The sequence below is a fragment of the Pleomorphomonas diazotrophica genome (assembly GCF_002844595.1).
GTDB classification, from domain to species: domain Bacteria; phylum Pseudomonadota; class Alphaproteobacteria; order Rhizobiales; family Pleomorphomonadaceae; genus Pleomorphomonas; species Pleomorphomonas diazotrophica.
Genome location: NZ_PJNW01000024.1, coordinates 1 through 25361, shown reverse-complemented (window position 1 = coordinate 25361; position 25361 = coordinate 1). Strand labels below are relative to the sequence as shown.

21 protein-coding genes are annotated in these 25361 nt (G+C 65.5%); 15 read left to right on the top strand and 6 right to left on the bottom strand.

What is annotated here, in order from left to right:
* Nucleotides 1-131 precede the first annotated feature (131 nt).
* The 4 genes from CXZ10_RS21080 to CXZ10_RS21065 form a co-directional block, all read right to left on the bottom strand.
* Nucleotides 132-953 carry an ABC transporter permease gene (locus tag CXZ10_RS21080; protein WP_101291341.1) on the bottom strand — a complete coding sequence of 274 codons (822 nt, stop codon included), beginning with the start codon at nt 951-953 and terminating at the stop codon, nt 132-134.
* A gap of 10 nt (nt 954-963) precedes the next feature.
* Nucleotides 964-1872: an ABC transporter permease subunit gene (locus tag CXZ10_RS21075; RefSeq protein WP_101291340.1), complete on the bottom strand. Its 909-nt coding sequence runs from the start codon at nt 1870-1872 to the stop codon at nt 964-966.
* A gap of 11 nt (nt 1873-1883) precedes the next feature.
* Nucleotides 1884-3035, bottom strand: a complete 1152-nt coding sequence (locus CXZ10_RS21070; protein ID WP_101291359.1) for an ABC transporter ATP-binding protein — start codon at nt 3033-3035, stop codon at nt 1884-1886.
* 109 nt (nt 3036-3144) lie between these two features.
* The gene (locus CXZ10_RS21065; RefSeq protein ID WP_101291358.1) at nt 3145-4236 is read right to left on the bottom strand and encodes a polyamine ABC transporter substrate-binding protein; all 1092 of its coding nucleotides are present in this window, start codon (nt 4234-4236) and stop codon (nt 3145-3147) included.
* Nucleotides 4237-4595: 359 nt separating this feature from the next.
* On the opposite strand from CXZ10_RS21065, the gene CXZ10_RS21060 reads away from it, so the two are divergent.
* From CXZ10_RS21060 to CXZ10_RS21010, 11 genes are all read left to right on the top strand, one after another.
* Nucleotides 4596-6011 (top strand): glutamine synthetase family protein, encoded by a 1416-nt coding sequence (locus tag CXZ10_RS21060; protein WP_101291357.1) that lies wholly within the window; start codon nt 4596-4598, stop codon nt 6009-6011.
* 57 nt (nt 6012-6068) lie between these two features.
* Nucleotides 6069-6308, top strand: coding sequence for a type II toxin-antitoxin system VapB family antitoxin (locus CXZ10_RS21055; protein WP_101291339.1), 240 nt, complete (start codon nt 6069-6071; stop codon nt 6306-6308).
* Nucleotides 6309-6725 (top strand): type II toxin-antitoxin system VapC family toxin, encoded by a 417-nt coding sequence (locus CXZ10_RS21050; protein WP_101291338.1) that lies wholly within the window; start codon nt 6309-6311, stop codon nt 6723-6725.
* Nucleotides 6726-6751: 26 nt separating this feature from the next.
* On the top strand, nt 6752-8137 hold the full coding sequence (locus tag CXZ10_RS21045; RefSeq protein ID WP_101291337.1) for an aspartate aminotransferase family protein: 1386 nt from the start codon (nt 6752-6754) through the stop codon (nt 8135-8137).
* Nucleotides 8138-8337: 200 nt separating this feature from the next.
* Nucleotides 8338-9633: an NAD(P)/FAD-dependent oxidoreductase gene (locus tag CXZ10_RS21040; RefSeq protein ID WP_244617296.1), complete on the top strand. Its 1296-nt coding sequence runs from the start codon at nt 8338-8340 to the stop codon at nt 9631-9633.
* Nucleotides 9634-9818: 185 nt separating this feature from the next.
* A complete protein-coding gene (locus CXZ10_RS21035; protein ID WP_180336120.1) occupies nt 9819-10109 on the top strand; it encodes a DUF2849 domain-containing protein in 291 nt (96 codons plus the stop codon).
* Nucleotides 10110-10123: 14 nt separating this feature from the next.
* Nucleotides 10124-11779 (top strand): nitrite/sulfite reductase, encoded by a 1656-nt coding sequence (locus tag CXZ10_RS21030; protein WP_101291335.1) that lies wholly within the window; start codon nt 10124-10126, stop codon nt 11777-11779.
* Nucleotides 11769-12521 (top strand): phosphoadenylyl-sulfate reductase, encoded by a 753-nt coding sequence (locus CXZ10_RS21025; RefSeq protein WP_101291334.1) that lies wholly within the window; start codon nt 11769-11771, stop codon nt 12519-12521. The genes CXZ10_RS21030 and CXZ10_RS21025 overlap by 11 nt, the downstream gene beginning before the upstream one ends.
* 3 nt (nt 12522-12524) lie before the next feature.
* Nucleotides 12525-13070 carry a DUF934 domain-containing protein gene (locus tag CXZ10_RS21020; RefSeq protein ID WP_101291333.1) on the top strand — a complete coding sequence of 182 codons (546 nt, stop codon included), beginning with the start codon at nt 12525-12527 and terminating at the stop codon, nt 13068-13070.
* 138 nt (nt 13071-13208) lie between these two features.
* Nucleotides 13209-14432, top strand: coding sequence for an efflux RND transporter periplasmic adaptor subunit (locus tag CXZ10_RS21015; protein WP_101291332.1), 1224 nt, complete (start codon nt 13209-13211; stop codon nt 14430-14432).
* The gene (locus tag CXZ10_RS21010; RefSeq protein ID WP_101291331.1) at nt 14429-17581 is read left to right on the top strand and encodes an efflux RND transporter permease subunit; all 3153 of its coding nucleotides are present in this window, start codon (nt 14429-14431) and stop codon (nt 17579-17581) included. The genes CXZ10_RS21015 and CXZ10_RS21010 overlap by 4 nt, the downstream gene beginning before the upstream one ends.
* Nucleotides 17582-17586: 5 nt before the next feature.
* Here the strand turns inward: CXZ10_RS21010 and CXZ10_RS21005 are convergent, their stop codons facing one another.
* Entirely contained in the window at nt 17587-18876 is a 1290-nt protein-coding gene (locus CXZ10_RS21005; RefSeq protein ID WP_101291330.1) for an ROK family transcriptional regulator, read from the bottom strand.
* A 380-nt stretch (nt 18877-19256) separates the two neighbouring features.
* Between CXZ10_RS21005 and CXZ10_RS21000 the strand changes: the two genes are divergently transcribed.
* A complete protein-coding gene (locus tag CXZ10_RS21000) occupies nt 19257-20276 on the top strand; it encodes a substrate-binding domain-containing protein (RefSeq protein ID WP_180336119.1) in 1020 nt (339 codons plus the stop codon).
* A 13-nt stretch (nt 20277-20289) separates the two neighbouring features.
* Here CXZ10_RS21000 and CXZ10_RS20995 read toward each other — a convergent pair whose 3' ends face one another.
* The gene (locus CXZ10_RS20995) at nt 20290-20898 is read right to left on the bottom strand and encodes an NUDIX domain-containing protein (protein WP_101291328.1); all 609 of its coding nucleotides are present in this window, start codon (nt 20896-20898) and stop codon (nt 20290-20292) included.
* Nucleotides 20899-21127: 229 nt separating this feature from the next.
* Between CXZ10_RS20995 and glmU the strand changes: the two genes are divergently transcribed.
* The 3 genes from glmU to CXZ10_RS20980 all read left to right on the top strand — a co-directional run.
* On the top strand, nt 21128-22495 hold the full coding sequence (gene glmU, locus CXZ10_RS20990) for a bifunctional UDP-N-acetylglucosamine diphosphorylase/glucosamine-1-phosphate N-acetyltransferase GlmU (protein ID WP_101291327.1): 1368 nt from the start codon (nt 21128-21130) through the stop codon (nt 22493-22495).
* A 1439-nt stretch (nt 22496-23934) separates the two neighbouring features.
* Nucleotides 23935-24996: a multiple monosaccharide ABC transporter substrate-binding protein gene (gene chvE, locus CXZ10_RS20985; protein ID WP_101291326.1), complete on the top strand. Its 1062-nt coding sequence runs from the start codon at nt 23935-23937 to the stop codon at nt 24994-24996.
* A gap of 191 nt (nt 24997-25187) precedes the next feature.
* A partial coding sequence (locus tag CXZ10_RS20980) for an ATP-binding cassette domain-containing protein (RefSeq protein ID WP_143741588.1) occupies nt 25188-25361 on the top strand: 174 nt, incomplete at its 3' end.

Here is a 25361-nt window from a genome sequence, read left to right as displayed (position 1 = left end):
ACACCTTATGAGTGAAAGGCCTGGGCCTGCAATTGACCCGAGGTAGATAGGGGGCTGCGCGGCATCCGAGGAGATTCGCCTCGAGAACAGGACGTTGCCGCGATCCGACAACCGTCCAGCCGCCAGTCTGGTCATCCTGCCAGAAACACGGCGCGCTCGGCCTTTTCCTTTTCCACCTGAGAGCGGTGCGAAAGCACCGACGCCACGATGACGCCGACGGCGATCACCGAGATCAGGATGGTGGAGATGGCATTGATCTCCGGCGTCACACCCAGGCGGACCATGGAGTAGATCTTGATCGGCAGTGTAGTGGCGCCGGGACCGGTGGTGAAGGAGGCGATGACGAGATCGTCGAGCGACAGCGTGAAGGCGAGCATCCAGCCGGCGACCACGCCGGGAAGGATGAGCGGCAGGGTGATCAGGAAGAAGGTCTTCACCGGCGGGCAGCCGAGGTCGAGGGCCGCCTCCTCCAGGCTGCGGTCGAGCGTGACGAGGCGCGACTGCACGACGACGGCGACGAAGCACATGGTGAGCGTCGTGTGGGCGATCACCACCGACCAGAATCCGCGGTCAAAGCCGACGGCAACGAACAGCAGCAACAGCGACAGGCCGGTGATCACCTCGGGCATGACCAGCGGCGCGTAGACCATGCCCGAGAACAGGGCGCGCCCATGGAACTTGCTGTAGCGGTCCAGAACCAACGCAGCCATGGTTCCGAGCACGGTGGCAAAGGACGCCGAGAGAATGCCGACGCCCATGGTCACCCAGGCGGCATCGATGATCGCCTGATCGTGCAACAACTCGGCATACCAGCGCGTCGAGAAGCCACCCCAGACGGTCACCAGCTTGGAGGCGTTGAAGGAATAGACCACCAGAATCAGGATCGGCACGTAGAGGAAGGCAAAGCCGAACACCAGCGAGGTGACGTTGAACCAGCTCGTCGTCTTGTTCATGGCGCGCTCCTCAAGCCTTCTTCTGCTGGTTCTGGAAGATGACGATCGGCACGACGAGGATGATCAGCAGCACGACGGCCACGGCCGACGACACCGGCCAGTCGCGATTGTTGAAGAACTCGGCCCACAGCGTCTTGCCGATCATCAACGTCTCGGAGCCGCCGAGCAGGTCGGGGATGACGAACTCGCCGACGATCGGGATGAAGCACAGGAAGCAGCCGGCGACCACACCGGGCAGCGACAGCGGGAAGGTGATCACCCAGAAGGACTTCGTCGGCGGACAACCGAGGTCGGCCGCCGCCTCGAGCAACGTCGCGTCCAGCTTTTCGAGGGCGGCGTAGAGCGGCAGCACCATGAAGGGCAGATAGGAGTAGACAATGCCGATGAAGACGGCGGTCTCGGTGTTGTAGACGTGGATCTGCTCGCCCGGCCCAAGGATTCCCAGAGCTTGCAGAGCAATGGTGATGAGGCCTTCCGGCTTCAGGATGCCGATCCAGGCGTAGACGCGGATCAGGAAGCTCGTCCAGAAGGGCAGGATCACTGCCATGACCAGCGCGTTGCGCAGGCTCTTCGGCGCGCGGGCCATGCCATAGGCGATCGGATAGCCGACGATCAGCAGCAGCACCGTCGACACGAAGGCGATCCGCAGGCTGGAAAGATAGGCCGAGTAGTAGAGCGGGTCCTCGGTGAGGAAGATGTAGTTGTCGAAGGTGAAGTCGGACAGTTTCGTCCAGAGATCGCCGAGGCTGCCGATCACCGGCAGATAAGGCGGCATGGCGATCGCCGTCTGCGACAGCGAGATCTTGAAGATGATCAGGAAGGGCGCGAGAAAGAACAGCAGGCTCCACAGATAGGGAACCGCCACCAGCGCCCACTTGGCGAGGAAGGGCCTAACCTCTTGCGTCCCGCGCTCCGCCATGGCCCGCTCCCTCACTTCAGCAGGATGACGCCGGCGTCGGCCGGCCAGGTCAGGTACACCTTGTCTTCCCAGGTGATCGGCCGCTCGACGATGCGGGTCAGGTTGGCGACGGTCGCCTTGACGATGGAGCCGCCGGCGAGACGGACGCGGTAGACCGAAATGTCGCCGAGATAGCCGATGTCCCAGACTTCGCCGGAGAGCACGTTGGGCGTGCCGGCCGGCGGCGCCTCGAGTGAGATCTGCACCTTTTCCGGACGGATGGCGAAGCCGGCTTCGGCGCCGACCGCAACCTCGCCCGGCCCGGCCTCGGCGACGATGGTGGCGTCGACCCCGGCGCAGTGGAGCGTGGCGACCCCGCCTTCCACCGCCGACACCGTGCCGTCGATCAGATTGATGTCGCCGACGAAATCGGCGACGTAACGCGACGCCGGCTGCTCGTAGATCTGCGAGGCGGTGCCGATCTGGGCGATGACGCCGTGGTTCATGACGGCGATGCGGTCGGACACCGTCATCGCCTCTTCCTGGTCGTGAGTGACGATCAGGAAGGTCATGCCGAGCTCCATCTGGATGTCCATGAGCTCGAACTGGGTTTCCTCGCGCAGTTTCTTGTCGAGCGCGCCGAGCGGCTCGTCGAGCAGCAGCACCTTCGGCCGCTTGGCGAGTGAGCGGGCGAGCGCCACGCGCTGCCGCTGGCCGCCGGACAGTTGATGCGGCTTTCGCTTGGCGAACTTCTCGAGCTTGACCAGCTCCAGCATTTCGGCAACGCGGGTGTTGATGTTGGAGGTGTCCATGCCTTCCTGCTTGAGGCCGAAGGCGATGTTGCCCTCCACCGTCATGTGCGGGAACAGCGCATAGGACTGGAACATCATGTTGACTGGCCGCTTGTAAGGCGGGATGCCTGAGAGATCCTTGCCGTCAAGGAGAATGCGCCCCTCGGTCGGCTGCTCGAAGCCGGCCAGCATGCGCATGAGCGTCGTCTTGCCGCAGCCCGACGGACCGAGGAGGGCGAAGAACTCGCGCTCGTAGATATCGAGCGTCAGGTTGTCGACGGCAGTGAAATCGCCGAAGCGCTTGGTGACGTTCTCAAAGCGGATGAACGGCTTGAGCGTCGGATCGTCCCAGGGAGCAAACTTGCGTTTGATCGGCCCAACCGCCTCGATCATCATCGGAACCCTCGTTTCCACCACGCCTGACGTGCCACCGCTACCCTTCACATGCAAGCACCCGGCCAGATGGCCGGGCGCTTTTCGACAGTTCCTTGTAACGACGCCTCTACATACCCGTCTTGACCGAGGTCCAGACGCGGGTCAGCACGCGTTGCGCCTTGGCGTCATAGGGCGTGATCGAGAACAGGTTGGCCAGCGTCTCCTTGTCGGGATAGATCGAGGCGTCCGACAGGATGGCCGGGTCGACGAACTTCTGCGAGGCGAGGTTGCCGTTGGCGTAGGCGACGTAGTTGGTCGACTTGGCGATGACCTCGGGCTTCATGATGAAGTTCATGAAGGCGTGGGCGGCGTCGGGGTTCGGCGCATCCTTGGGGATCGCCATGATGTCGAACCACATGTTGGCGCCTTCCTTGGGGATGACGTAGTTGATGGTCACGCCATTCTTGGCCTCGGCGGCCCGGTTGCGCGCCTGCAGGATGTCGCCCGAGTAGCCGACGGCAACGCAGATGTCGCCGTTGGCGAGCGCGTTGATGTATTCCGATGAATGGAACTTCTGGACGTAGGGCTTGACCGAGGCGAGCAGCTTGCCGGCTTCCTCGATGTCGGCGGCGTCCTTGGAATCAGGGTTCTTGCCGAGATACTTGAGCGCGGCCGGGATCAGCTCCTCGGACGCGTCGAGGAACTGCACGCCGCAGTCCTTGAACTTCGAGACGACCTCCGGCTTGAACACCATGTCCCAGCTGTTGACCGGAGCGTCGGGCATGATCGCCTTGATCTTCTCGACGTTGTAACCGATGCCGGTGGTGCCCCACATGTAGTCGATGCCGTATTGGTTGCCCGGATCGTATTCGGCGACGCGGCTCATCACTTCCGGCCACATGTTCGAGAGATTGGGCAGCTTGGACTTGTCGAGCGGCTGGTAGACGCCGGCGGCGATCTGGCGGGACAGGAACGAACCGGTGATCACCACCACGTCGTAGCCCGAGCCGCCGGCCAGCATCTTGGTCTCGACGATGTCCTGATTGTCGAACACGTCGTAGACCACCTTGATGCCGGTCTCCTTGGTGAAGTCCTCCAGCGTGGACTCGTCGATATAGTCGGACCAGTTGTAGACGTTGACGACCTTTTCCTGGGCCGCAGCCCCCGTCGCGAGCGCGACCGTCAGCGCGGCGGCACCCAGAAGACGCTGTCTCACCATTTTCGTCATGCTCCCTGTTCCCCTGTCGCGGCCGCCCGCCCGGCAATCGCAGAGACGGTTGGGTCGCTTCGGCGCTTTCAGCATAGAACGACGGAGGAATCCGGCGTTCTACGCACACTGCGTTCGGCGCATTTATGCACAGCAACGTGGGGACGACAACTGGTCGCTGCCTATTTTCTGGCGCGTGGCATTTTGTCACCACTGCCGGCGCCCATTGCGGCGAAAATGCGATTGCGCCGGGCGAGAAATGTCATCACAAATAAAGGGTCTGCATTTTCCGAAACACAAAGGCGCGCGTTCGGACGGGCGGGATGGAAGAGGCTCCCGCCTTCGTGCGCCAGCAACGAAAGAAAGCGATCATGAGTCTGATTTCGACCGAGCCCAAGGACGCGCCGAGGGTCGGCGAACGCAATCCGGAGCGAGGCGTCGAGACGCTCGCCGAGGCCAAGTCCTGGCTCAAGGAGCGGGGCATCGAGGACATCGAATGCATCACGCCGGATCTGGCCGGCGTTGCCCGCGGCAAGCTGATGCCGGCCGACAAGTTCTTCTCCTCGACCGTCATGTCGATGCCGTCCTCGGTGTTCACCACCACCGTCACGGGTGAGTATCCTGAGGAAGATGATGCCTTCCAGCACGATCCGTCCGACGGCGACGTGTTCCTGAAACCGGACTTTGCAACGCTGACCGCCGTGCCCTGGGCGTCGGAGCCGACGGCACAGATCATCCACGATGCCTTCCATCGCGACGGCCGGCCGTTCGATCTCGGGCCACGCCAGATTCTGAGGCGGATCATCGGCCTTTACGAGCGCGAAGGTTTGCGGGCCGTCGTGGCGCCGGAAATCGAGTTTTATCTCGTCAAGCAGAACCTCGACCCGGACTACCCGCTGGAGCCGCCGATCGGCCGTTCCGGCCGCGCCGAGGCAAGCCGTCAGTCCTACTCGATCCAGCACGTCAACGAGTTCGACGACCTGTTCGACGACATCTACGAGTTCTCCGAGAAGCAGGGCCTCGAGATCGACACGCTGATCCATGAGGAAGGCGCCGCGCAGATGGAGATCAACCTCCGCCATGGCGACCCGCTCGCCCTGAGCGATCAGGTGTTCAGCTTCAAGCGGACCATCCGCGAGGCGGCGCTCCGGCACAAGATGTATGCCACCTTCATGGCCAAACCGATGAGCCGCGAGCCGGGTTCGGCCATGCACATCCATCAGTCGGTGGTGAACATAGAGACCGGCCGCAACATCTTCTCCGACGACGAGGGCAACCCCACCGCCGCCTTCTTCTCGTTCATCGCCGGCCTGCAGAAATACCTGCCGGCGGTGATGTGCATCCTCGCCCCCTACGTCAACTCCTTCCGGCGGCTGACGCGTGGCACGGCAGCGCCTATCAACGTCCACTGGGGCTATGACAACCGGACCGTCGGCATCCGGGTGCCGAACTCCGGGCCAGGGTCGCGCCGCGTCGAGAACCGGGTGCCGTCGTCGGACGCCAACCCCTATCTCGCCATTGCCGCCTCGCTCGCCTGCGGTCTCCTCGGCATGCAGCAGCGGCTCGTCCCGGAGGAACCGATCGCCGGCTCGGCCCGCGACCTGCCCTTCGGCCTGCCGCGCGGCCTCCTGGAGGCGTTGGCGCTGTTCGAGGACAGCAGCGACCTCGCCGAGGTGTTCGGACCGCGCTTCATGGCCACCTACCGGGCGATCAAGCAGCAGGAATACGAGACCTTCATGAACGTCATCTCCAGTTGGGAGCGACAGCACCTCCTCTTGGCGGTGTGAGCATTGCCGGCGTGTGTAGACAGGCCTATATTTCTGTCTACACACGAGGAGGGCGCGATGGGACTGAACATTCGCAGCGAGGAGGTCAACCGCCTCGCGACCGAACTTGCCGAGAAGCGAAAGATCACCAAGACCGAAGCGGTGCGCCTGGCGCTCGCCAACGAGCTTGCCCGCAAGGGAGAGGAGAAATCCCTGTGGGAAAAGATAGCCCCGATCCGCGCTTCGGTCGCCGCCGCGCCCAAGACCGGACTGCCGGCCGATAAGGCATTCTTCGACGAAATCAATGGTGACTACTAAATGTTCGTCGACGCATCGGCGATGATTGCCATGATTGCGGAAGAGCCCGACGGCGAGATGCTGGCGGGCCAGCTCCAGACCGCTCCTCCGGCTGAGCGGATCACGTCGGTTATTGCCGTATGGGAAGCCGTGGCCGGCCTTCACCGCCTCAGCAAGCTGCCGCTACCTGCCATTGAGCTCAAGATCCGCAGCTTTCTTGCAACTGCATCGATCGAGGTGATCCCGCTGACGCTCGACCATCTCTCGCCGGCGCTCGACGCCTTCGATCGCTACGGCCGCCACCGCCTGCCGGAGAGCGAGCGGAACAAGGCGCTCAACCTCGGCGACTGTTTTCATTACGCGGCCGCCCGACGCGCCGGAACCGGCATCCTGCACAAGGACGCCGGACTCGCCTTTACCGACCTGCCGCCCGCCTGAGGGGCTGCCTTCATTCCGAGGCTTTCATGCTTACTCATAACAAGTATCCCACCGAACATTACCGTGCGCTCGACGCGGCCCATCATCTGCACCCCTTCTCCGACACTCGCTCGCTCAACGCCGGCGGCGTCCGGGTCATCGTCAAGGGCGAAGGCGTCTGGCTGACGGACAGCGACGGCAACCGCATCCTCGACGGCATGTCGGGCCTTTGGTGCGTCAACATCGGCCATGGACGGCGGGAAATCGCCGAGGCCGTGCAGCAGCAGATGGCCGAGATTTCCTATTACAACACCTTCTTCAAGACGACCCATCCGCCGGCCGTCGAACTCGCCGCGCTGATCGCCGAAGTGACGCCGGAAGGCTTCAACCGGGTGTTCTTCTGCGGCTCGGGATCGGAAGCCAACGACACCATACTGAGGATGGCGCGCACCTATTGGGCGACGCTCGGCAAGCCCAGCAAGCAGGTGATCATCGCTCGCCGCAACGCCTATCACGGCTCGACGGTGGCCGGCGCTTCTCTGGGCGGCATGGCGCCGATGCATGCGCAGGGCGGATTGCCCATTCCCGGCATCCGCCATATCGGCCAGCCCTACTGGTTCGACCATGGCGGCGACCTGTCGCCGGCCGAGTTCGGCCTGAAGGCGGCACGCGAACTCGAGGCGGCGATCGACGAGATCGGCGAGGACAAGGTGGCCGCCTTCATCGCCGAGCCCATCCAGGGCGCAGGCGGCGTCATCATCCCGCCGGACACCTACTGGCCGGAGGTCGCCCGCATCTGCCGCGAGCGCGACATCCTGTTCGTCTCCGACGAGGTGATCTGCGGCTTCGGCCGGTTGGGGAGCTGGTTCGGCGCCGAGCACTTCGGCATGAAGCCCGACCTGATGCCCGTCGCCAAGGGCCTCTCCTCGGGTTACCTGCCGATCGGCGGCGTGCTGGTATCGGACAAGGTGGCCGGGGTGATCGAGGACACCGGCGAGTTCAACCACGGCTTCACCTACTCGGCCCACCCGGTCTGCGCGGCGGCGGCGATCGCCAACCTCAAGGTCCTGCGCGAGGAGAAGCTGGTGGAACGCGTCCGCGACGACATCGGGCCCTATCTGCGCGAACGCTGGATGAAGCTCGCCGATCATCCGCTGGTCGGCGAAGCGCGCATGACCGGCTTGATGGGCGCGCTGGAACTCGTTCCCGCCAAGCCCTCGCACCGGCGTTTTGCCGGCGACGGCAGCATCGGCCTGCGCTGCCGCGAGCATTCGTTCCGAAACGGCCTCGTGATGCGCCATGTCCACGACACCATGGTCATCGCGCCGCCCTTCGTGCTCAGCCACGAGGAAGCCGACGAACTGATCCGCCTCGCCACCCTGACGCTCGACATGACGCATGCCGACCTGAAGCGCGACGGCCTCATGGGGTGATCTGCCAATGGCTTGGGCGGCAGCCGCCGCCCCTGCCCAACTTTCGGATTCCGCAGTGGCTACGGTTTCGGATAGGGTGCGTTCGACGCGGACGACGCTGAGGCGACCGGGAGGACGGCCCTGTGGCGCAGGTTGGCCGATCCCACACCATCCGAAGCTGCCCAAGGCTTTCGGACGACATCACGTTTGGACCGACCCGCATGCTTTCCGCGCCCACCTTCATGCCCGCCGAAGGGCGAGCCCCGCACGTTGCTTCCTGGTATGCCGCCTCCGCCGGCGATATCCCGACCTATCCGTCCCTGAAGGGTCACTGCCGGGCCGACGTCGCCATCATCGGCGGTGGCTACACCGGCCTGTCGGCGGCGCTGTCGCTCTCCAAGGCCGGGTACAAGGTCGTCCTGCTCGAGGCCAACAAGATGGGCTGGGGGGCTTCGGGCCGCAACGGCGGCCAGATCCATCCCGGTCAGCGGCAGGATCCCGACTGGCTGGCGGCCCGGATCGGTGAAGGGCCGACGCGCGACCTTCTGCGGCTTGCCGACGAGGCGCGCGCTCACCTAGACCGGCTGATCGCCGAGAACGGCATCGACTGCGACTTCCGGCCCGGCCTCATCCACAGCGTTCACAAGCCGGGCTGGGTGGAGGCGGAGAAGCGCCATATCGATCACCTCAGGAAAAAGTGGGGCATCGAGCGTGAGTTTCTCGACCGAGACGAGACGGCGCGGCGGATCAGCACCGACATCTACCACGCCGGCAGCTTCGACCCGCAGGGCGGCAAGCTGCACCCGCTGAAGTTCGCCCTCGGCCTTGCCCGGGCGGCCGTCGCCGCCGGCGCGACGCTGTACGAGGACAGCCGCGTCACGAGAATCCTGCACGGTGCGCGGCCGATCGTCGTCACCGCCGACGGCGAGGCGATGGTCGAAACGGTGATCATGGCCGGCAACGGCTATCTCGGCGGCCTCGACGCCGAAACCGATGCCCGCGTGCTGCCGATCAACAATTTCGTGGTCGCCACCGAACCGCTCGACGACCTGTTGATCCCCGGCGAAGAGGCGGTGAGCGACAGCCGCTTCGTCGTCTACTACTGGCACCAGACGCCCGACCGGCGGCTGGTGTTCGGCGGCGGCGAAACCTATAGCCACGCCTTCCCCGAGGACATCGCAGCCTTCGTGCGGCCTCACCTCGCCCGCGTCTATCCCAAGCTTGCCAACGTGCCGATCAGCCACGCCTGGGGCGGCACGCTCGGCATCACCTTCAACCGCATGCCGTTCATCCGCCGGCCAAGGCCCAATGTGTTCATTGCCGCCGGCTATTCGGGACAGGGCGTGATGCTGGCGCCCTTCGTCGGCCATGTCATCGCCGAGACGGTAGGCGGCGCCATGGGCCGCTTCGACACCTTCGCCAAGGTGCCGGTGACGCCCTTCCCCGGCGGGCCGCTGTTGCGCTGGCCGACATTGGTGGCCGCGATGACCTGGTTCAAGCTGCTGGACAACATCTAGAGGCAAATGAACCCGGTTTTTCGCGACAAATACCCTACAGCCTTTGTAGTCTTTCAATAATCGGGCGGCAGCGGGATGTTTTTTCCGCAGTCGCCACGCTTTTTGAAATGATGACGCAGGCCCTTGGCAGGACGATCGACTATGTGTCAGTCAGGATTGCTAGCCTTGCGGACACCGGAATGCCAATGCCCGAGATTCTGACCGCCAACCGACTTTTCGACGGCGACGTCGTCTATCGCACCGCCACCGGTGACTGGGTCGCCGACATCGGTGCCGCCGAGCTGATCGACGGCGCCGAGCAGCTCGTCGCAGCCGAAGCCGCCGCGCAGGCCGACGTCAAGGCGTCGAAGGTGCTCGACGTCGTCACGGTGCCGGTGGACGTAACGGATGGTCGCATCGTGCCGAAGCGGCTTCGCGAGCGCATCCGCGCCTTCGGCCCCACCGTCAAGTCCGACCACCGCCCCGGTGCCGTCTGAGGAAGGAGGCCGCCATGTATCGCTATGACGAGTTCGATGCCACCTTCGTGCAGCAGCGCGTCGCCCAGTTCGCCGATCAGGTGGAGCGGCGGCTGAAGGGCGAGATCACCGAAGACGAGTTCAAGCCGCTGCGGCTGATGAACGGCGTCTATCTGCAGCTCCACGCCTACATGCTGCGCATCGCCGTTCCCTACGGCACGCTGTCGTCGACCCAGATGCGCCGCCTCGCCCATATTGCCCGCGTCTATGACAAGGGCTACGGCCACTTCACCACCCGGCAGAACATCCAGTTCAACTGGCCGGCGCTCAAGGACGTGCCGGCCATCCTGTCGGAGTTGGCTGAGGTGGAGATGCACGCCATCCAGACCTCGGGCAACTGCATCCGCAATGTCACCGCCGACCATTTCGCCGGAGCCGCCTTCGACGAGGCCGACGACCCCCGCCCCTATGCGGAGATCCTCAGGCAATGGTCGTCGCTGCATCCGGAGTTCTCGTTCCTTCCGCGCAAGTTCAAGATCGCGGTGACCGGCGCTGCCCACGATCGCGCAGCCATCCGCCTGCACGACATCGGCCTTGAGGTGAAGCGCGATGAAGACGGCGGCATCGGCTTTGCCGTCTATGTCGGCGGCGGCCAGGGCCGTACGCCGATGCTGGCGCGCGAGATCAACCCCTTCGTGCCGGAAGCCGACATTCTGGCTTATGTCGACGCGATCCTGCGCGTCTACAACCTGTTCGGTCGGCGCGACAACAAGTTCAAGGCGCGCATCAAGATCCTGGTTCATGAGACCGGCATCGACGAGATCAGGCGCATGGTGGAGGAGGAGTTCGCCGAGATCCGAGGCGGCGTTCTCGGTCTGCCGGCCGAAGAAGTGGCGCGCATCCGTGCCTATTTCGCGCCGCCGGCCTTTGAGGAGCGACCTGCGGTCTCTGCAAAGCTCGATGCCGCCCGCGCCGCCAACCCGGCGCTCGACCGCTTTGTTCGCCAGAACCTCCATCGGCACAAGGCGCCGGGCTATACCTCGCTCACCATTTCGCTGAAGCCGATCGGCGGCATCCCCGGCGACGCGTCGGCCGACCAGATGGACGCCGTTGCCGACATCGCCGAAAAGTGGGCTTTCTCGGAAATCCGCGTCAGCCACGAGCAGAACCTCATCCTGCCGCATCTGGCGCTCGATGACGTGCCGGAGGTCTATGCCGCGCTTGCCGCCGCCGGGCTCGCCACGGCCAACGCCGGCGCCATCACCGACATCATCGCCTGCCCGGGCCTCGACTATTGCGCGCTCGCCAATGCCCGGTCGATCCCCATCGCCTCGGAGCTCTCCGAGCGCTTCGGCGCGCCGGAGCGGCAGGACGAGATCGGCCCGCTGTCGATCAAGATTTCCGGCTGCATCAACGCCTGCGGCCATCATCACGTCGGCCACATCGGCATTCTCGGCGTCGACCGCAAGGGTGAGGAATTCTACCAGATCAGCCTCGGCGGCAATCCCGACGAGAGCGCGTCGATCGGCGAAATCATCGGGCCGGGCTTTTATGCCGATGGCATCGTCGACGCCGTCGAAACGATCGTCGACACCTATATCAAGCTCCGCGTCGCGCCGGAGGAAACCTTCCTCGCCGCCTATCGCCGGCTCGGCGAGGCACCGTTCAAGGAGGCCCTCTATGGTGCTTGACGCACTCGGCCTTGCCGTCGATCCGGACCAGGGGCTTGCCGCTGAGGCGCGCCTGCTCTCCGCCCGTCACGAAGGCGAAGACGCGGAAGCGATCGTCGCCGCCGCGCTCGATCTTTACGCCGGCAAGATCGCGCTGGTGTCGAGCTTCGGCGCCGACAGCGCCGTGCTGCTCGCCATGGTCGCCGACATCGACCGCTCGCTGCCCGTGATCTTCCTCGACACCGGCAAGCTCTTCCCGGCAACCATAGCCTATCGCGACGGGCTGGTTGAAGCGCTCGGCCTCACCGGCCTCGTCATCCGCCAACCGGAGGCAGCCGACCTCGCCACGATCGATCCGGCCGGCGCGCTATGGATGGCCGACACCGACGCCTGCTGCGACATCCGCAAGGTGAAGCCGCTTGCCGCTGCGCTCGCGCCCTATTCGGCCTGGATTTCCGGCCGCAAGCGCTATCAGGCGGACACGCGGGCGAACCTGCCGCTGTTCGAGGCGTCGAATGGGCGGATCAAGGTCAACCCGCTGCTTGGCTGGGATCGGGCGCGCATTGAGGCTTATCGAGAGGCGCGCCGCCTGCCGCCGCATCCGCTGGTCGCCGAGGGCTATCCGTCGATCGGCTGCCTGCCCTGCACCGACAAGGTGCGGCCGGGCGAGGACGAACGGGCCGGCCGCTGGCGCGGCAAGGCCAAGACCGAATGCGGCATTCATCTCGGCCAGCCTTCGGGCGCGGTCATTCCGGGGATCTGAACCATGGTTGCCACCGCCATCGTGCCGCAGGGCGCCGCCACCAGCAGTTCGACGCCGGACGTCTATCGCGCCGGCCGCTTCGAGCCCAACGACTTCGCCATCGCCAGCGAGGACAATGGCAGCGACGGCCTGATCCTGCCGCTCGCCGGGCTGCGGGCGGTGCTGGAGGGCAACAGCGTGAGCAATCGCCGGCTGGGCCTTCTCTTCTCGCCGGCCGATCGCTTCGAGGAGGTGTTGCCTCTTCTCGGCCAGCTCGCCGTCATTGCCGTCGATTTTCCGAAGTATGCCGACGGCCGCGGCTTCAGCCATGCCGCCCGACTCATCCGTGCCGGCTTTGGCGGCGAGATCCGCGCAGTCGGTGACGTTCTGATCGACGAGATCCCTCTCATGCGGCGTGTCGGCATCTCGGCCTTCGAGGTCAAGAACGACACCACCCGCCGCTATCTTTCCGAGGGACGCGACCCTTCGCCCAACCTCCACTACCAGCCGGGCGCCTTGCCGGAGCCGCCGGCCGGCACCCGGCCATGGCTCCGCCGCCGCGCGCCCTGACCGCCATTTTCACGCCTTTGGATGGCATGATGGAGCCAAGCCGGCCCCAAGTGTTACACTTGCGTACATTTTCGCCGCTTTCGTATCTCAAGTTTTCCGGATTATCCCTTGGCTGCATCGCCGAAATGGAGCCGGACCATGGCCTTCTGGAAACAACTGGCGCTCGCCCTGATCCTGGGGCTGGCGGGGATTATCGGCTGGGGAGCCCTCGACCCGGCCGCGCGTCCCCGGCTAATGGCCGCCGGCGTACCGGAAGTGCTGCTGCCACAATGGGCCTTCCTCGCTCCCGCCGATAGCGCCGCCGCAGCGACGCCGAAGGCGGAGGGTGCTCGCCGCGGCGAAACCGGCGGCAACCGGGGAACAGGCGGAGGCGCCGGCGGCGCCAGGGTGGCGCTGGTGGTCACCGCTCCCGTCGTCATGAGCGAAACGGCCGATCGCGTCAGCGCCATCGGCACCGCCGAGGCGGCTCGCACCGTCGCCGTCTTCCCGAGGGCCACCGGCATGGTGACTGAGATTGGCTTCACGCCCGGCGCAAAGGTCGAGGCCGGCGCCGCGCTTGTCCGCCTCGATGACGACAGCGAGAAGATCGCCCTGGAGCAGGCGAAGGCCGCCCTGCAAGACGCCGATGCCCGAGCATCCCGAAACGAGAGGCTTGCGGAAACGCGGGCGATTTCCGCCGCCGAGCTGGACACAGCGCGCTTCGAGCTCTCCAAGGCGCGGCTCGCCCTGCAGGAGGCCGAGCTCAACCTCAGCCGCCGCGTCATCGCCGCACCCTTCGCCGGCATCGTCGGCCTGACCTCGGTCGAGGTGGGCGACATGGTGTCGACCTCCACCGAGATCGTCACGCTCGACGACCGCTCCGCCATCAAGGTCGAGTTCCGCGTTCCCGAGGCCTTCGCCGCCCGCGTCGCCATCGGTCAGCCGATCGAGGTGGCGACGCCGTCGCAGCCCGGCGCGCTGTTCGAGGGCAAGGTCACCGCCGTCGGCAGCCGCATCGAAGCCGACAGCCGCACCCTGGTAACCCAGGCGACGGTGGACAATCCCGACGACCGCCTTCGCCCCGGCATGTCCTTCGCGGTGACCCTTCGCTTCCCCGGCGTTGAGAAGACCGCCGTGCCGGCGCCCTCCGTGCAGTGGGACCGGGACGGCTCCTATGTCTGGACGATCGATGACGGCAAGGCGAAGCGAAGCGGCGTTGCCATCATCGAACGAAACGCCGACACGGTGCTGGTGAGCGGCGATCTCAAGCCCGGCGACCCGGTGGTGGTGGAAGGCATCCAGTCGGTGCGGGCCGACGCTCCCGTGCGGACTGCCGGCGACCCCGAGAAACTGGCCAACAGGGTCGAAGGGACCAAACCATGAGCGGCCGCAGCCACGCCCTCACCGCGCTGTTCGTCCGCCGGCCGGTGCTGGCGCTGGTGGTCAACGCGCTGGTGGTCGTCGCGGGTCTTGCCGCCTATCGCGACGTCGAGGTGCGCGAGCTGCCGGACGTCGACCGCCCCGTGGTGACGGTGACCGTCGGCTATGACGGCGCCGCGCCGGAGACCATCGATACCGACGTCACCGCCCGTGTCGAATCGGCGGTGTCGCGGGTTGCCGGCGTCACGTCGATTTCCGGACGGTCGAGCTTCGGCCGGTCGCGCGTCACCATCGAGTTTTCCGAGAACACCGACCTCAACGTCGCCGCCAACGATACCCGCGACGTGGTGAGTCGCATCCGCAACCAGTTGCCGGACGGCATCGACGAGCCGCAGATCGTCAAGGCCGATGCCGACGGCGATGCCATCATCCGCATCGCCGTCACCTCGGATCGGGTGTCGCTGGAAGAGCTGACCAGCCTCGTCAACGACAGGATTGCCGACGCGCTCGCTGCTGTCGACGGCGTCGCCGACGTGCAGGTGTTCGGCGACCAGGAGCCGGTGTTCCGCGTCGACATAGACCAGACGGCGCTGGCGGCTCGCGGTCTTACCGTCGCCGACCTCACCCAGACGCTGTCCACCGTGTCGATGGACAGCCCCGCCGGCTCGCTTGCCAACCGTGACCTCAGCCTGGTTGTGCGCGCCGACGCGCGCGTCACCGACGCCGCCGGCATGGCCCGCCTGATGATAAACGGCACCACGCGCCTCGGCGACGTGGCGACCGTGTCGCTCGCCCCCGACACCGGCACATCGCAACTCAAGATCAACGGCAAGGCCGGCATCGGCATGGGCATCGTCCGCGCCGCCCGGTCCAACTCGATCCAGATTTCCAACGACGTCGCTCGCGTGGTCGCCAGCCTGAAGCCGACGCTGCCGGACGGTGTCGACCTCGCCATCACCTCCGACGAGGCGCGCTTCATCAACGGCGCCCTGCACGAGGTGATCCTGGCGCTCGGCCTCGGCGTCGTCATCGTCGTCGCCGTCATCTACCTGTTTCTTGCCAACTGGCGGGCGACGCTGATTCCGGCCATCACCATTCCGGTGTCGCTCATCGGCACGCTGGCGGCGATGTGGCTGATCGGCTTCTCGATCAACATCGTCACGCTCCTGGCCCTAGTGCTGGCCACTGGCCTCGTGGTCGACGACGCCATCGTCGTGTTGGAGAACATCGTCCGCCGCCGGCACATGGGCATGCGTCCGCGTGCCGCGGCGGTGCTCGGCACCGAGGAGGTGTTCTTCGCCGTGCTGGCGACCACGGCGACGCTCGCCGCCGTCTTCGTGCCGATCTCCTTCCTGCCGGGGACCGCCGGCAGCCTGTTCCGCGAGTTCGGCTTCGTGCTGGCCATCTCGGTGACCATCTCCGGCTTCACCGCACTGACCTTCGCGCCGATGCTCGCCGCCACCATCCTGCCGGCTGAGGAAAAGCAGAGGCAGGCGATCATGCCGCGCTTGCTCGGAGCGATCGGCCGGCCGCTTGCCGCGCTCTACGGCCGGCTGCTCGATGCGGCGCTCGCTGCCCCCATCGTGGTAGTGGTAACATCCCTGGCCTTCGCCGCCGTCGCCTGGGGCGTCTTCCAGACTCTGCCGAACGAGCTGACGCCGCGCGAGGATCGCGGCTCGGTGATGCTGAGTGTCACCGCACCCCCCGGCATCTCCATCGACAACATGGGGCGGCAGATGGACAAGGTGGCGGCCGTCGTCCAGCCCTATCTCGACAGTGGCGAGGCCACCGCCAGCTTTGCCATCGCCGGGCGCGGCGACACCAACTCCGGCTTCATGATGGTGACGCTCGCCCCCTGGGAAGAGCGATCGCGCGGACAGGCGGAGATCGCTGCCGAGATCAACGGCAAGCTTGCCGCCATCCCGTCGATCCAGGCGCGGGCGATGAGTTCCAACTCGCTCGGCATCCGCGGCGGCGGCCAGGGACTGCGCCTCTCCCTGGTCGGCCCCGATTTCGAGGGACTTGCCAAGGTGGGCGATGCCTTCATCAGGTCGCTGGAGGCGCGGCCGGAGGTGCGGAGCGCCAGCCTCGACTACCAGCCGACGCAGCCGCAGCTGTCCGTTCGCATCGACCGCGACCGGGCGCAGGATCTCGGCATTCCCGTCACCGGCCTCGCGCAGGCCTTGCAGTCGGTGCTCGACGGCCGCGAAGTGGCCGACGTCTCGGTGGGCGACCGGATCATTCCGGTCAAGCTGGTGTCGTCGGCGACGCCGATCGACGATCCGACCGACCTCGGCAACGTCTTCCTGCGCACCGGCGACGGCCGGATGGTGCCAATGAGCGCCATCGCCACGCTGGTCGAGGGATCGACGGCGCCCGGCCTGTCGCGCGACGGCCAGCAGCGGGCGGTACCCATCTCCATCGATCCGGCGCCCGGCGTGGCGCTGCGGCAGGCGATGGCGGTGGCCGACGAGGTGGCATCCTCGGTGCTGCCGGCCGGCTACGGCATCAAGCAGACCGGCGAAGCGGCGGCGCTTGCCCAGACGTCGTCCGGCCTTGCCACCACCTTCGGCTTCGCGCTGATCGTCGTTCTCCTGGTGCTCGCCGCCCAGTTCGAGAGCTTCGTGGCGGCGCTGATCATCATCGCCACCGTGCCTTTCGGCCTCGCCGCCGCCGTGTTCGCCATCCGCTTCACTGGCGGCACGCTCAACATCTACAGCCAGATCGGCCTCGTCATGGTGGTCGGCATCATGGCCAAGAACGGAATCCTGATCGTCGAGTTCGCCAACCAACTGCGCGACGAAGGGCGCAGCGTCCGCGAGGCGATCGAGACGGCGGCCCGCATTCGCCTGAGGCCCGTGGTGATGACCATGATCGCCACCATCGTCGGCGCTGTGCCGCTGGTTCTCGCCTTCGGCGCCGGCGCGGAGGCGCGCGTCGCCCTCGGTTGGGTGCTGGTGGGCGGTCTCGGCTTCGCGACGGTGTTCACGCTGTTCCTGACGCCGGTCGCCTATCTGATGCTGGCCCGTTTCGCCAAGCCGCGCGGCCATGTCGAGCGCCTGCTGTCCGGCGAACTCGCCGCCGCCGCAGCGCTCGGTCTCACCGAAGACGAGCCGGCCGGACCAACCAAGCCCAAGCTCGCTGCGGAGTAGAGAGATCAGCCGACCCGGAACCGCCGGGCCTCGGCGGGATTGGCGAAGACCTCGCGATCAAGGCGCGTCAGCATGTAGGAGACGAGGCCGGTCATGATCATGTCGGTCTGCCAGGGCAACGTCTCGATCACCGTCGACCGGCGGAGATCCTCGACCAGCGCCGATTCGATCGCCGCTTTCAACCCCGCCTCGAACAGCGGGTAGGCGCGAACCGAACCGCCGGTCAGCACGATGCGGCTCGGGTTGATCAGGGCCATCAGCCGCGCCAGCCCGTAGCCCAGAGCTTCGCCCGCCCGATCATAGATGGCCCGCATCGCCTCGTCGCCGGCATAGGCGGCGGCCTCATGGGCGATCAGCTCGCCCTGCGTCGGCCGGACGCTGAGCGGCGGCGCGTCCTCCGGCAGACCGAGCGCCTGCCGGTGGATGGCGTAGTCGGCGATATAGGCCTCGAGGCAGCCGCGCCGGCCGCATTGGCAGAGCGCGCCGTTTGGCAAGTGATTCATGTGGCCGAACTCGGCGGCCGAACCAGCGGCGCCATGGTGCAGGCGATCGCCGACGAACAGGCCGGCCCCAACGCCCTGATCGACGAAGATCACCGCGAAGGTGCCGCTGTAGATATCCGGGTTGGCCTCATGCAGCGCCTGGGCGATCATGTTGGCGTCGTTGGAGAGGATGCAGTTGCGGCCGGTCAACGCCTTCAGCGGCTCGACGAGGCGCATGTCGCGGACGCTGAAGGCGGGCGACCACATCACCGATCCCGTGTTGGTGTCGACGAAGCCTTGCGCGCCGATGGCGATCTCCGCCACCTGACGGAAATCGATGCCATTGTCGGCGACGATGCGGCCGAGCAGGCCGGCGAGCTTGACCGGGAAGCCGTCGCGCGTCTCCTCGTAGGTCGGCACGATGGCTTCCTGCCGGTCGATGATCCGCCCGTCGAAATCGGCAAGCTGCAGAACGATGCTGTCGCGTGAGATCTTGGCCGCCAGCACATAGCCGGCCGTCGGATCGAGGCGCAGCATGACGCGCGGGCGGCCGCGCCGCGCCGGCTCCGCCTGGGCTTCGCCGCTCTCCACCTCGTCGTCGCGCGCTTCGACCAGCCCCTCGGCGATCAGGTCGGCGGTGATCGCGGTGATGGTTGCAGGCGACAGATGCGTTTCGGCGCCAAGATCGACACGGGCAATCGGTTCGCGCCGACGCAGGGCCGACAAGACCAACGACCTGTTCTGCCGCCTGACATGATCGCTGTCGGCCTTGCCGACGGAAACGCGCCGCGACCCATCTCCACGCACGGTCATGATAACGCCTGTCCTCCCACCGCCGGGCAGGTCTTCCCTGTCTCCGGCGCCCCTCTTAATTGCTACTGGGAGCCTTCCCCGGCCTGTCTGCCGGATGGAACACTCTTCAGCCGAAGCTTGCCTGTCGAGGCTCCTCCGCCGCTCACCATGCCGCCGATCCGAAGACGCAGCTGGCCGGTACCAGCCTGCATCCCCCCAAAGCAGCCGGCTCAGAGCGGCACCGGATATTGACACCACCCCCTGCCCCGGTCCACGCTTTTTTTGAGCTTCAAAGATAATCATTGGGTCGAGTAGGCGCGCCGTCACGCTTCACAACGCGGGGCCTCACGCGTATTGTCCGCGCGCCCATGAGAACGGCTTTCGGGGGGAACGTCTTCGGCATGCGGGGAGTGCTTTCGGCCATCGCCTTCGGGCTGCTCTGCCAAGCGGCGATTGCCTCGCCGGTCATCGGCGTGAGCTGGCCGGGAGATACCGCGCGCCAGTGGAAGGTGGATTCGGAAACGATCCGCAGCGCCGTGTCGGCCGCCTCAGGCGCGGTGATCGAGACTGACGCCCGACTGTCGGCCGCCAAGCAGATCCTCGACGTCAAAAGCCTCATCGACGCCCACGTCGATGTGCTGGTCGTTGCGGCGGTCGATCCGCGCGCCCTCGAAACGTCGATCCAGATGGCGGTCGCCGCCGGCATTCCGGTGATCGGCTACGACCGGCCCATCGGGCTCGACGGCGTGTTCTCCATCGGCTTCAACCAGGCCGACGTCGGGCGGCTGCAGGCGCTGGCTCTCTATGCGGCCCGACCGCGCGGCGACTGGGTGCTGTTGAAAGGAGACTTCGACGACCCACAGACCGCGCGTCTTTACGCGGGGCAGATCGCCGTCCTCAAGGATTCCATCAGTGCCGGGCTGATCCGGATCGCCGGCGAGGCCTATACGCCGGGGGGCCTGTCGCTCAATGCCCGCCGCGCCTTCGGCAATATCCTCGACGCCACCCGCAACAGCGTCGACGCGGTGCTGACCCCTGACGACGCCAGCGCTGGGGAGGCCATTTCGGTGCTGGAGGAACGGGGCCTCGTCGAGAAGGTCGCCGTTGTCGGTCAGGGGGGCGACCCGGAAACGCTCAACCGCATCGCCCGAGGACAGCAGACGGCCACCATCTGGGAGGACCATGAGGCGCTGGCGCGCAAGACGGCCGACGTGGCGCTGCTACTGGCCTACGGCCACTCCCCGCGCGAACTCGGGGTGGCAAGACCGCTCGACGATGGACAGGGAACGACCTACGAACTGCATCTCCAGCCCTTCACCATTACCGTCGATGCGCTGGACCTGGCTTTGACGGCCGGCTGGATCGATGCCGACCGTCTCTGCCGGGACGTGCCGGCCGGTCGCATCGCCGACTGTCCTTGAGGCAAGCGGCGGATCAGACGAACAGGTCCGGCCGACGCCGGCGAAGCGCCTCGACGAGCAGGTGCGTCTTCATGTCGAGCGCCTCGCCGCCATCGGCGAGGTCCGCCAGCACGGACAGCGGCAGCTCGACCACCTCGATCTCCTCGTTTTCCTCCGCGAGGCCACCGCCCTTGCCGCGTGGCGCCGATGCGTCGATCTCACCAAGATAAAGCCAGACCCGCTCGGTGAGCGAACCCGGCGAGGCGTAGGGGCGGCCCAGAAACTCCAGCTTGCCGATGACGCATCCAGCCTCTTCCCAGGCTTCGCGACGCACGGTGGTTTCGCCGTCCTCGCCGTCGTCGACAATGCCGGCGATGGCCTCGAGCGTGATGCCGCGGCCGTCGGCCAGCAGCGCGGCGGCACGAACCTGCCGAACCAGCACGGCGGTCCGGCGAAGCGAATCGTAGATCAGAACGGCAGCGCCGTCGCCATGGTCGTGCACCTCGCGCCGCACCAGGCGGGGCTCGCCATGCACCGTGGTTTCGAGCACCGCGACATCGAGGGTCAACCAGCCATCGTAAACGGTGCGCCGTTCCTTGACCGCCACGGGAGGCAAATGGCTTTCGGTCAACTGGTCGGCCATTCTGCAATCTCCCCTGCCGCAAACGATCCGGTTCTTGATAGCCGTCCGCTCACCTGCCCGCCAGCGTCCGACGCCGATCGATCCGATCCAGCGCCAACGGCCGTCGGACGCTGTCGCGCGCGGGCAACAGTCGGCCCCTCAGCACCGTTCCGTGAGGATGGTGCGGTCGGCGCTTGACCGGTGCCCCTCGCCTCGGCCAAATGCGGCAACCGTTGTTTGGGAGCCCACCATGATCGATCCGTCCTGTCTCGCCGTCGTCCTTGCGGCCGGAGAAGGCACGCGCATGAAATCCGACCTGCCGAAGGTGCTGCACGCGGTGGGCGGACGGCCGCTCATCGACGCTGTGCTGGAAAGCGCCCGTGCTGGTGGGGCGAGCCGTGTCGCAGTGGTGATCGGCGCCGGCGCCGACAGGGTGCGCGCCCATCTCGGCAAGGTTGCCCCGGATGCGCAGGTCTTCGAACAACGGGAACGGCTCGGTACGGCGCACGCCGCGCTGGCGGCGCGCGAGGCGCTTGCCACCCATCACGGTCCGGTGCTCGTGCTGTTCGGGGACACGCCGCTCGTTCGACCGGCCACCATCGCCAGCCTCGTCGACCGGCTGTCGGCCGGTGCCGACATCGCACTGCTCGGTTTCACGACGGATGCGCCGACCGGCTACGGCCGGCTGATCATCCAGGAAGGACGACTCCTTGCCATCGTCGAGGAAAAGGATGCCGACACGGCGACGAAGTCGATCCGTCTCTGCAACTCGGGCATCATGGCCTTCCGGCCGGGCCTGTTGCCGGACCTGCTCGATGCGATCGGCAATGAGAACGCCAAAGGCGAGTATTATCTGACCGACGCCGTTGCCGTCGGGACGGCGCGCGGCCTCAGGGCGGAGGCGGTGATCGGCAAGGATGAAGATGAGTTCGTCGGCATCAACGACCGCGCCCAGCTTGCGGCCGCCGAAGCGATCTTCCAGCAGCGGATGCGCGCCGAGGCCATGGCCGCCGGCGTGACGCTTGTGGCGCCGGAGACGGTGTTCTTCTCCTTTGACACCAAGCTCGGTCGTGACGTGGTCGTGGAGCCCAACGTGGTGTTCGCACCCGGCGTCACGGTGGCGTCGGGCGCGACGATCCGCGCCTTCAGCCACATCGAGGGCGCAAGGGTCGGCGGCGGGGCGATCGTCGGGCCCTATTCGCGGCTGCGGCCGGGCGCCGATCTTGCGGAGAATGTCCATGTCGGCAACTTCGTCGAGATCAAGAACGCCCGCGTCGACCAGGGCGCCAAGGTCAATCACCTCACCTATATCGGCGACGCCTCGATCGGTGCCCGCACCAATGTCGGCGCGGGAACCATCACCTGCAACTATGACGGCTTCTTCAAGCATAAGACGGTCATCGGGGCCGACGTCTTCGTCGGCTCCAATACCGTCATGGTGGCGCCGGTAACGGTGGGCGACAACGCGCTGACCGCTGCCGGATCGGTGATCACCGCCGACGTGCCCGGTGATGCCATGGCTTTCGGGCGTGCCCGCCAGGAGGTGAAAGAGGGAATGGGGGCGGCCAAGAAGGCCGCTCTCGCCGCCAGGAAGGCAGCGTCCAAGTCGGGCGGCTGATCGGCGCCCACTTTTTCTTCCCGAACTGCCGGAGGCGACCGCGACGGCTGTCGCCAACTCCGCCCTGAGGGCGGACTCATTCCCTTTTGCCCCATTTGCGATGCCGGATCGCGCCCCAACTCAGTCAGCTGCGGCTGTCGATCGCCGGGTTGGGAAACAATTTTCGGTAGGATCGCCAAGCTGGACGCAGCCTCCGTGAGGAGACAGCGGGTGAGGCGCCGTATGCTGTTTTCGAGCGCCATCCACGCGCTTCGTGGCCCAGGCCAAGCTCCTTCCATCGTCCGCCAACGTTTTCGGGGCATTTGGCTGACCGAAACGTTCATCAAAACATGGACGATTCTGTCATGCTTCATCTGAATGAAGCCCTTAGCCAAGCCAACCTTCCGGGAGAACTGACTACGTAGCAGTGCACTGACGACCAAGTTCGGTTAGATGGCACACCGCCTCAGATTGAGAAAATTCTGACACAATCCCGTTAAAATTGAATTTTTGTACTTTACCTATAAAAATTTTGTTTGATAATCGAATTTATAATTGCAACTTCTTTGAAAACCGCTCAAAATTCTCCTAAAGTCCAATTTTCTCTTTTAATTACGAGATGTTGGGCGAGCACCGTATTCCCCTCTGGCAAAAATGCAAGGGATTGCACGGATAAAGGCGGGGCTTGCGAAGCTGAGGGCGCTTGGCTAAACTATTACATAAAGTCGATCCGGCGCCTGGGAAGAGGACCGGATATTCCGGCTGATTTGGGGGAAAAATCAGGTATGACAGGGAGTTGTGAGCGTGATGCCTGTGGCAGTGCGCGGCCTGAGGTCGATACTGCCCGGTCGTTTGCGGCTCATTGCTCCGACAAAGTGGGTTCAGGTCTCTCCCGGCAAGGCATTTCGTCCACGGACAAAGATGTCACCGTCAGCGACCCAAGGAAGGTCAGTGCGGGAGGATTCTCCTCCCCGCCCGAGACCGTTCCCGTCCTCGGCGCCGGCCAAGCCGGCAGCGCCCGACCTCGAGTTCACGCCATCGCGTTAGTCGATGGTCGGTACGAGCGAGGTCTGGACAGCGGCGCGGTTTCGGTGAAACTGCCGCTGGGAGTGCAGGATGCATGCGCCGCCCGCCGGGCGGTTTTGGCATGCGCATTTCCGGACGCGTTCCGGACGACAGAGTTCGCCGCCCATCGCGGGCGGCGCCGCGGTGGTGGTCGGTCGATCATCCATCGCATCAAGGAGGCCCTTCCCCTGCTCCGACATCAGCCGGCGTGGATGGAAGGAACGGATCCGGTGGCGGCCCGTCGCCGGACCCCAAAAGGGAATAAGGCGGGACTGTCCTGCTTTATGAGGACGTCAGGGGCGACAAGCGCCTGACGAAATTGGTCACCAACTCACACGGAATTCCCGACGAGGCGTGGCAGGTCGCCAACCCTTGCGGGATTGAAGGGGGAGAGAATGAAGCTTACCAAGATTCTGGCTGCCACGCTCGTGATTGGCGTCTCCGCCATGGCCACCGCGTCCTACGCCGCCGAGAAGGGCAAGGTTGGCATTGCCATGCCGACGCAGTCCTCGTCGCGCTGGATTTCCGACGGTCACAGCATGGTCGAGCAGTTCCAGGCTGCCGGCTTCGAGACCGACCTTCAGTACGCTGAAGACGATATCCCGAACCAGTTGAACCAGATCGAGAACATGGTGACCAAGGGCGTCAACGTCCTCGTTGTCGCCTCGATCGACGGCACGACGCTGACGGACATCCTCGCCAAGGCCCATGAAGCCGGCGTCAAGGTGTTCGCCTACGACCGCCTGATCCGCAACTCGCCGAACGTCGACTACTACTCGACCTTCGACAACTTCCAGGTCGGCGTGCTCCAGGCCTCGTCGCTCGAGACCCCGCTCGGCCTCAAGGACGGCAAGGGCCCGTTCAACATCGAACTGTTCGCCGGCTCGCCCGACGACAACAACGCCACCTTCTTCTTCAATGGCGCCATGAGCGTCCTGAAGCCCTACATCGACAGCGGCAAGCTCGTCGTCCAGTCGGGCCAGACGGAGTTCGCCCAGGTCGCCACGATGCGTTGGGATGGCGCCACCGCCCAGGCCCGCATGGACAACATCCTGTCGGCCAACTACACCGACAAGCATGTCGACGCCGTGCTGTCGCCCTATGACGGCATCTCGATCGGCATCATCTCGTCGCTGAAGGGCGTCGGCTACGGCACCGAAGGCACGCCGATGCCGTATGTGTCCGGCCAGGACGCCGAACTGCCGTCCGTCAAGGCGATCATCGCCGGCGAGCAGTATTCGACGATCTTCAAGGACACCCGCGAGCTCGCCAAGCAGACCGTGAAGATGGTCTCGCAGGCTCTCGAGGGCAAGGAAGTCGAAGTCAACGACACCAAGACCTATGACAACGGCGTGAAGGTCGTTCCGTCCTATCTGCTGAAGCCGGTCCTGGTCACCAAGGACAACTACAAGGAGATCGTCATCGACTCCGGTTACTACAAGGAATCGGACCTCTGATCGGGTTCTGATATCCCAACTCTCCGCGCGGGGGTCTCTCCCGCGCGGTCTTCAAGTCTGCCCGCTGCGCGGATCGGTGCGCCCTGAGGCGCCCTGGCGGCAACATACCAACAACAAGACCATTCTGCCTGTCGCCCATCGGAGATCGGCGGACAAAGGAGCCTCGCGTGAGCACGAACGTGATCCTCGAGATGCGCAACATCACCAAGACGTTTCCAGGCGTCAAGGCGTTGAGCGACGTCAGCTTTTCGGTAGAGGAAGGCGAAATCCACGCGCTCTGCGGTGAAAATGGCGCCGGCAAGTCGACGCTGATGAAGGTGCTGAGCGGCGTCTATCCCCACGGGACCTATGACGGCGAGATCTAC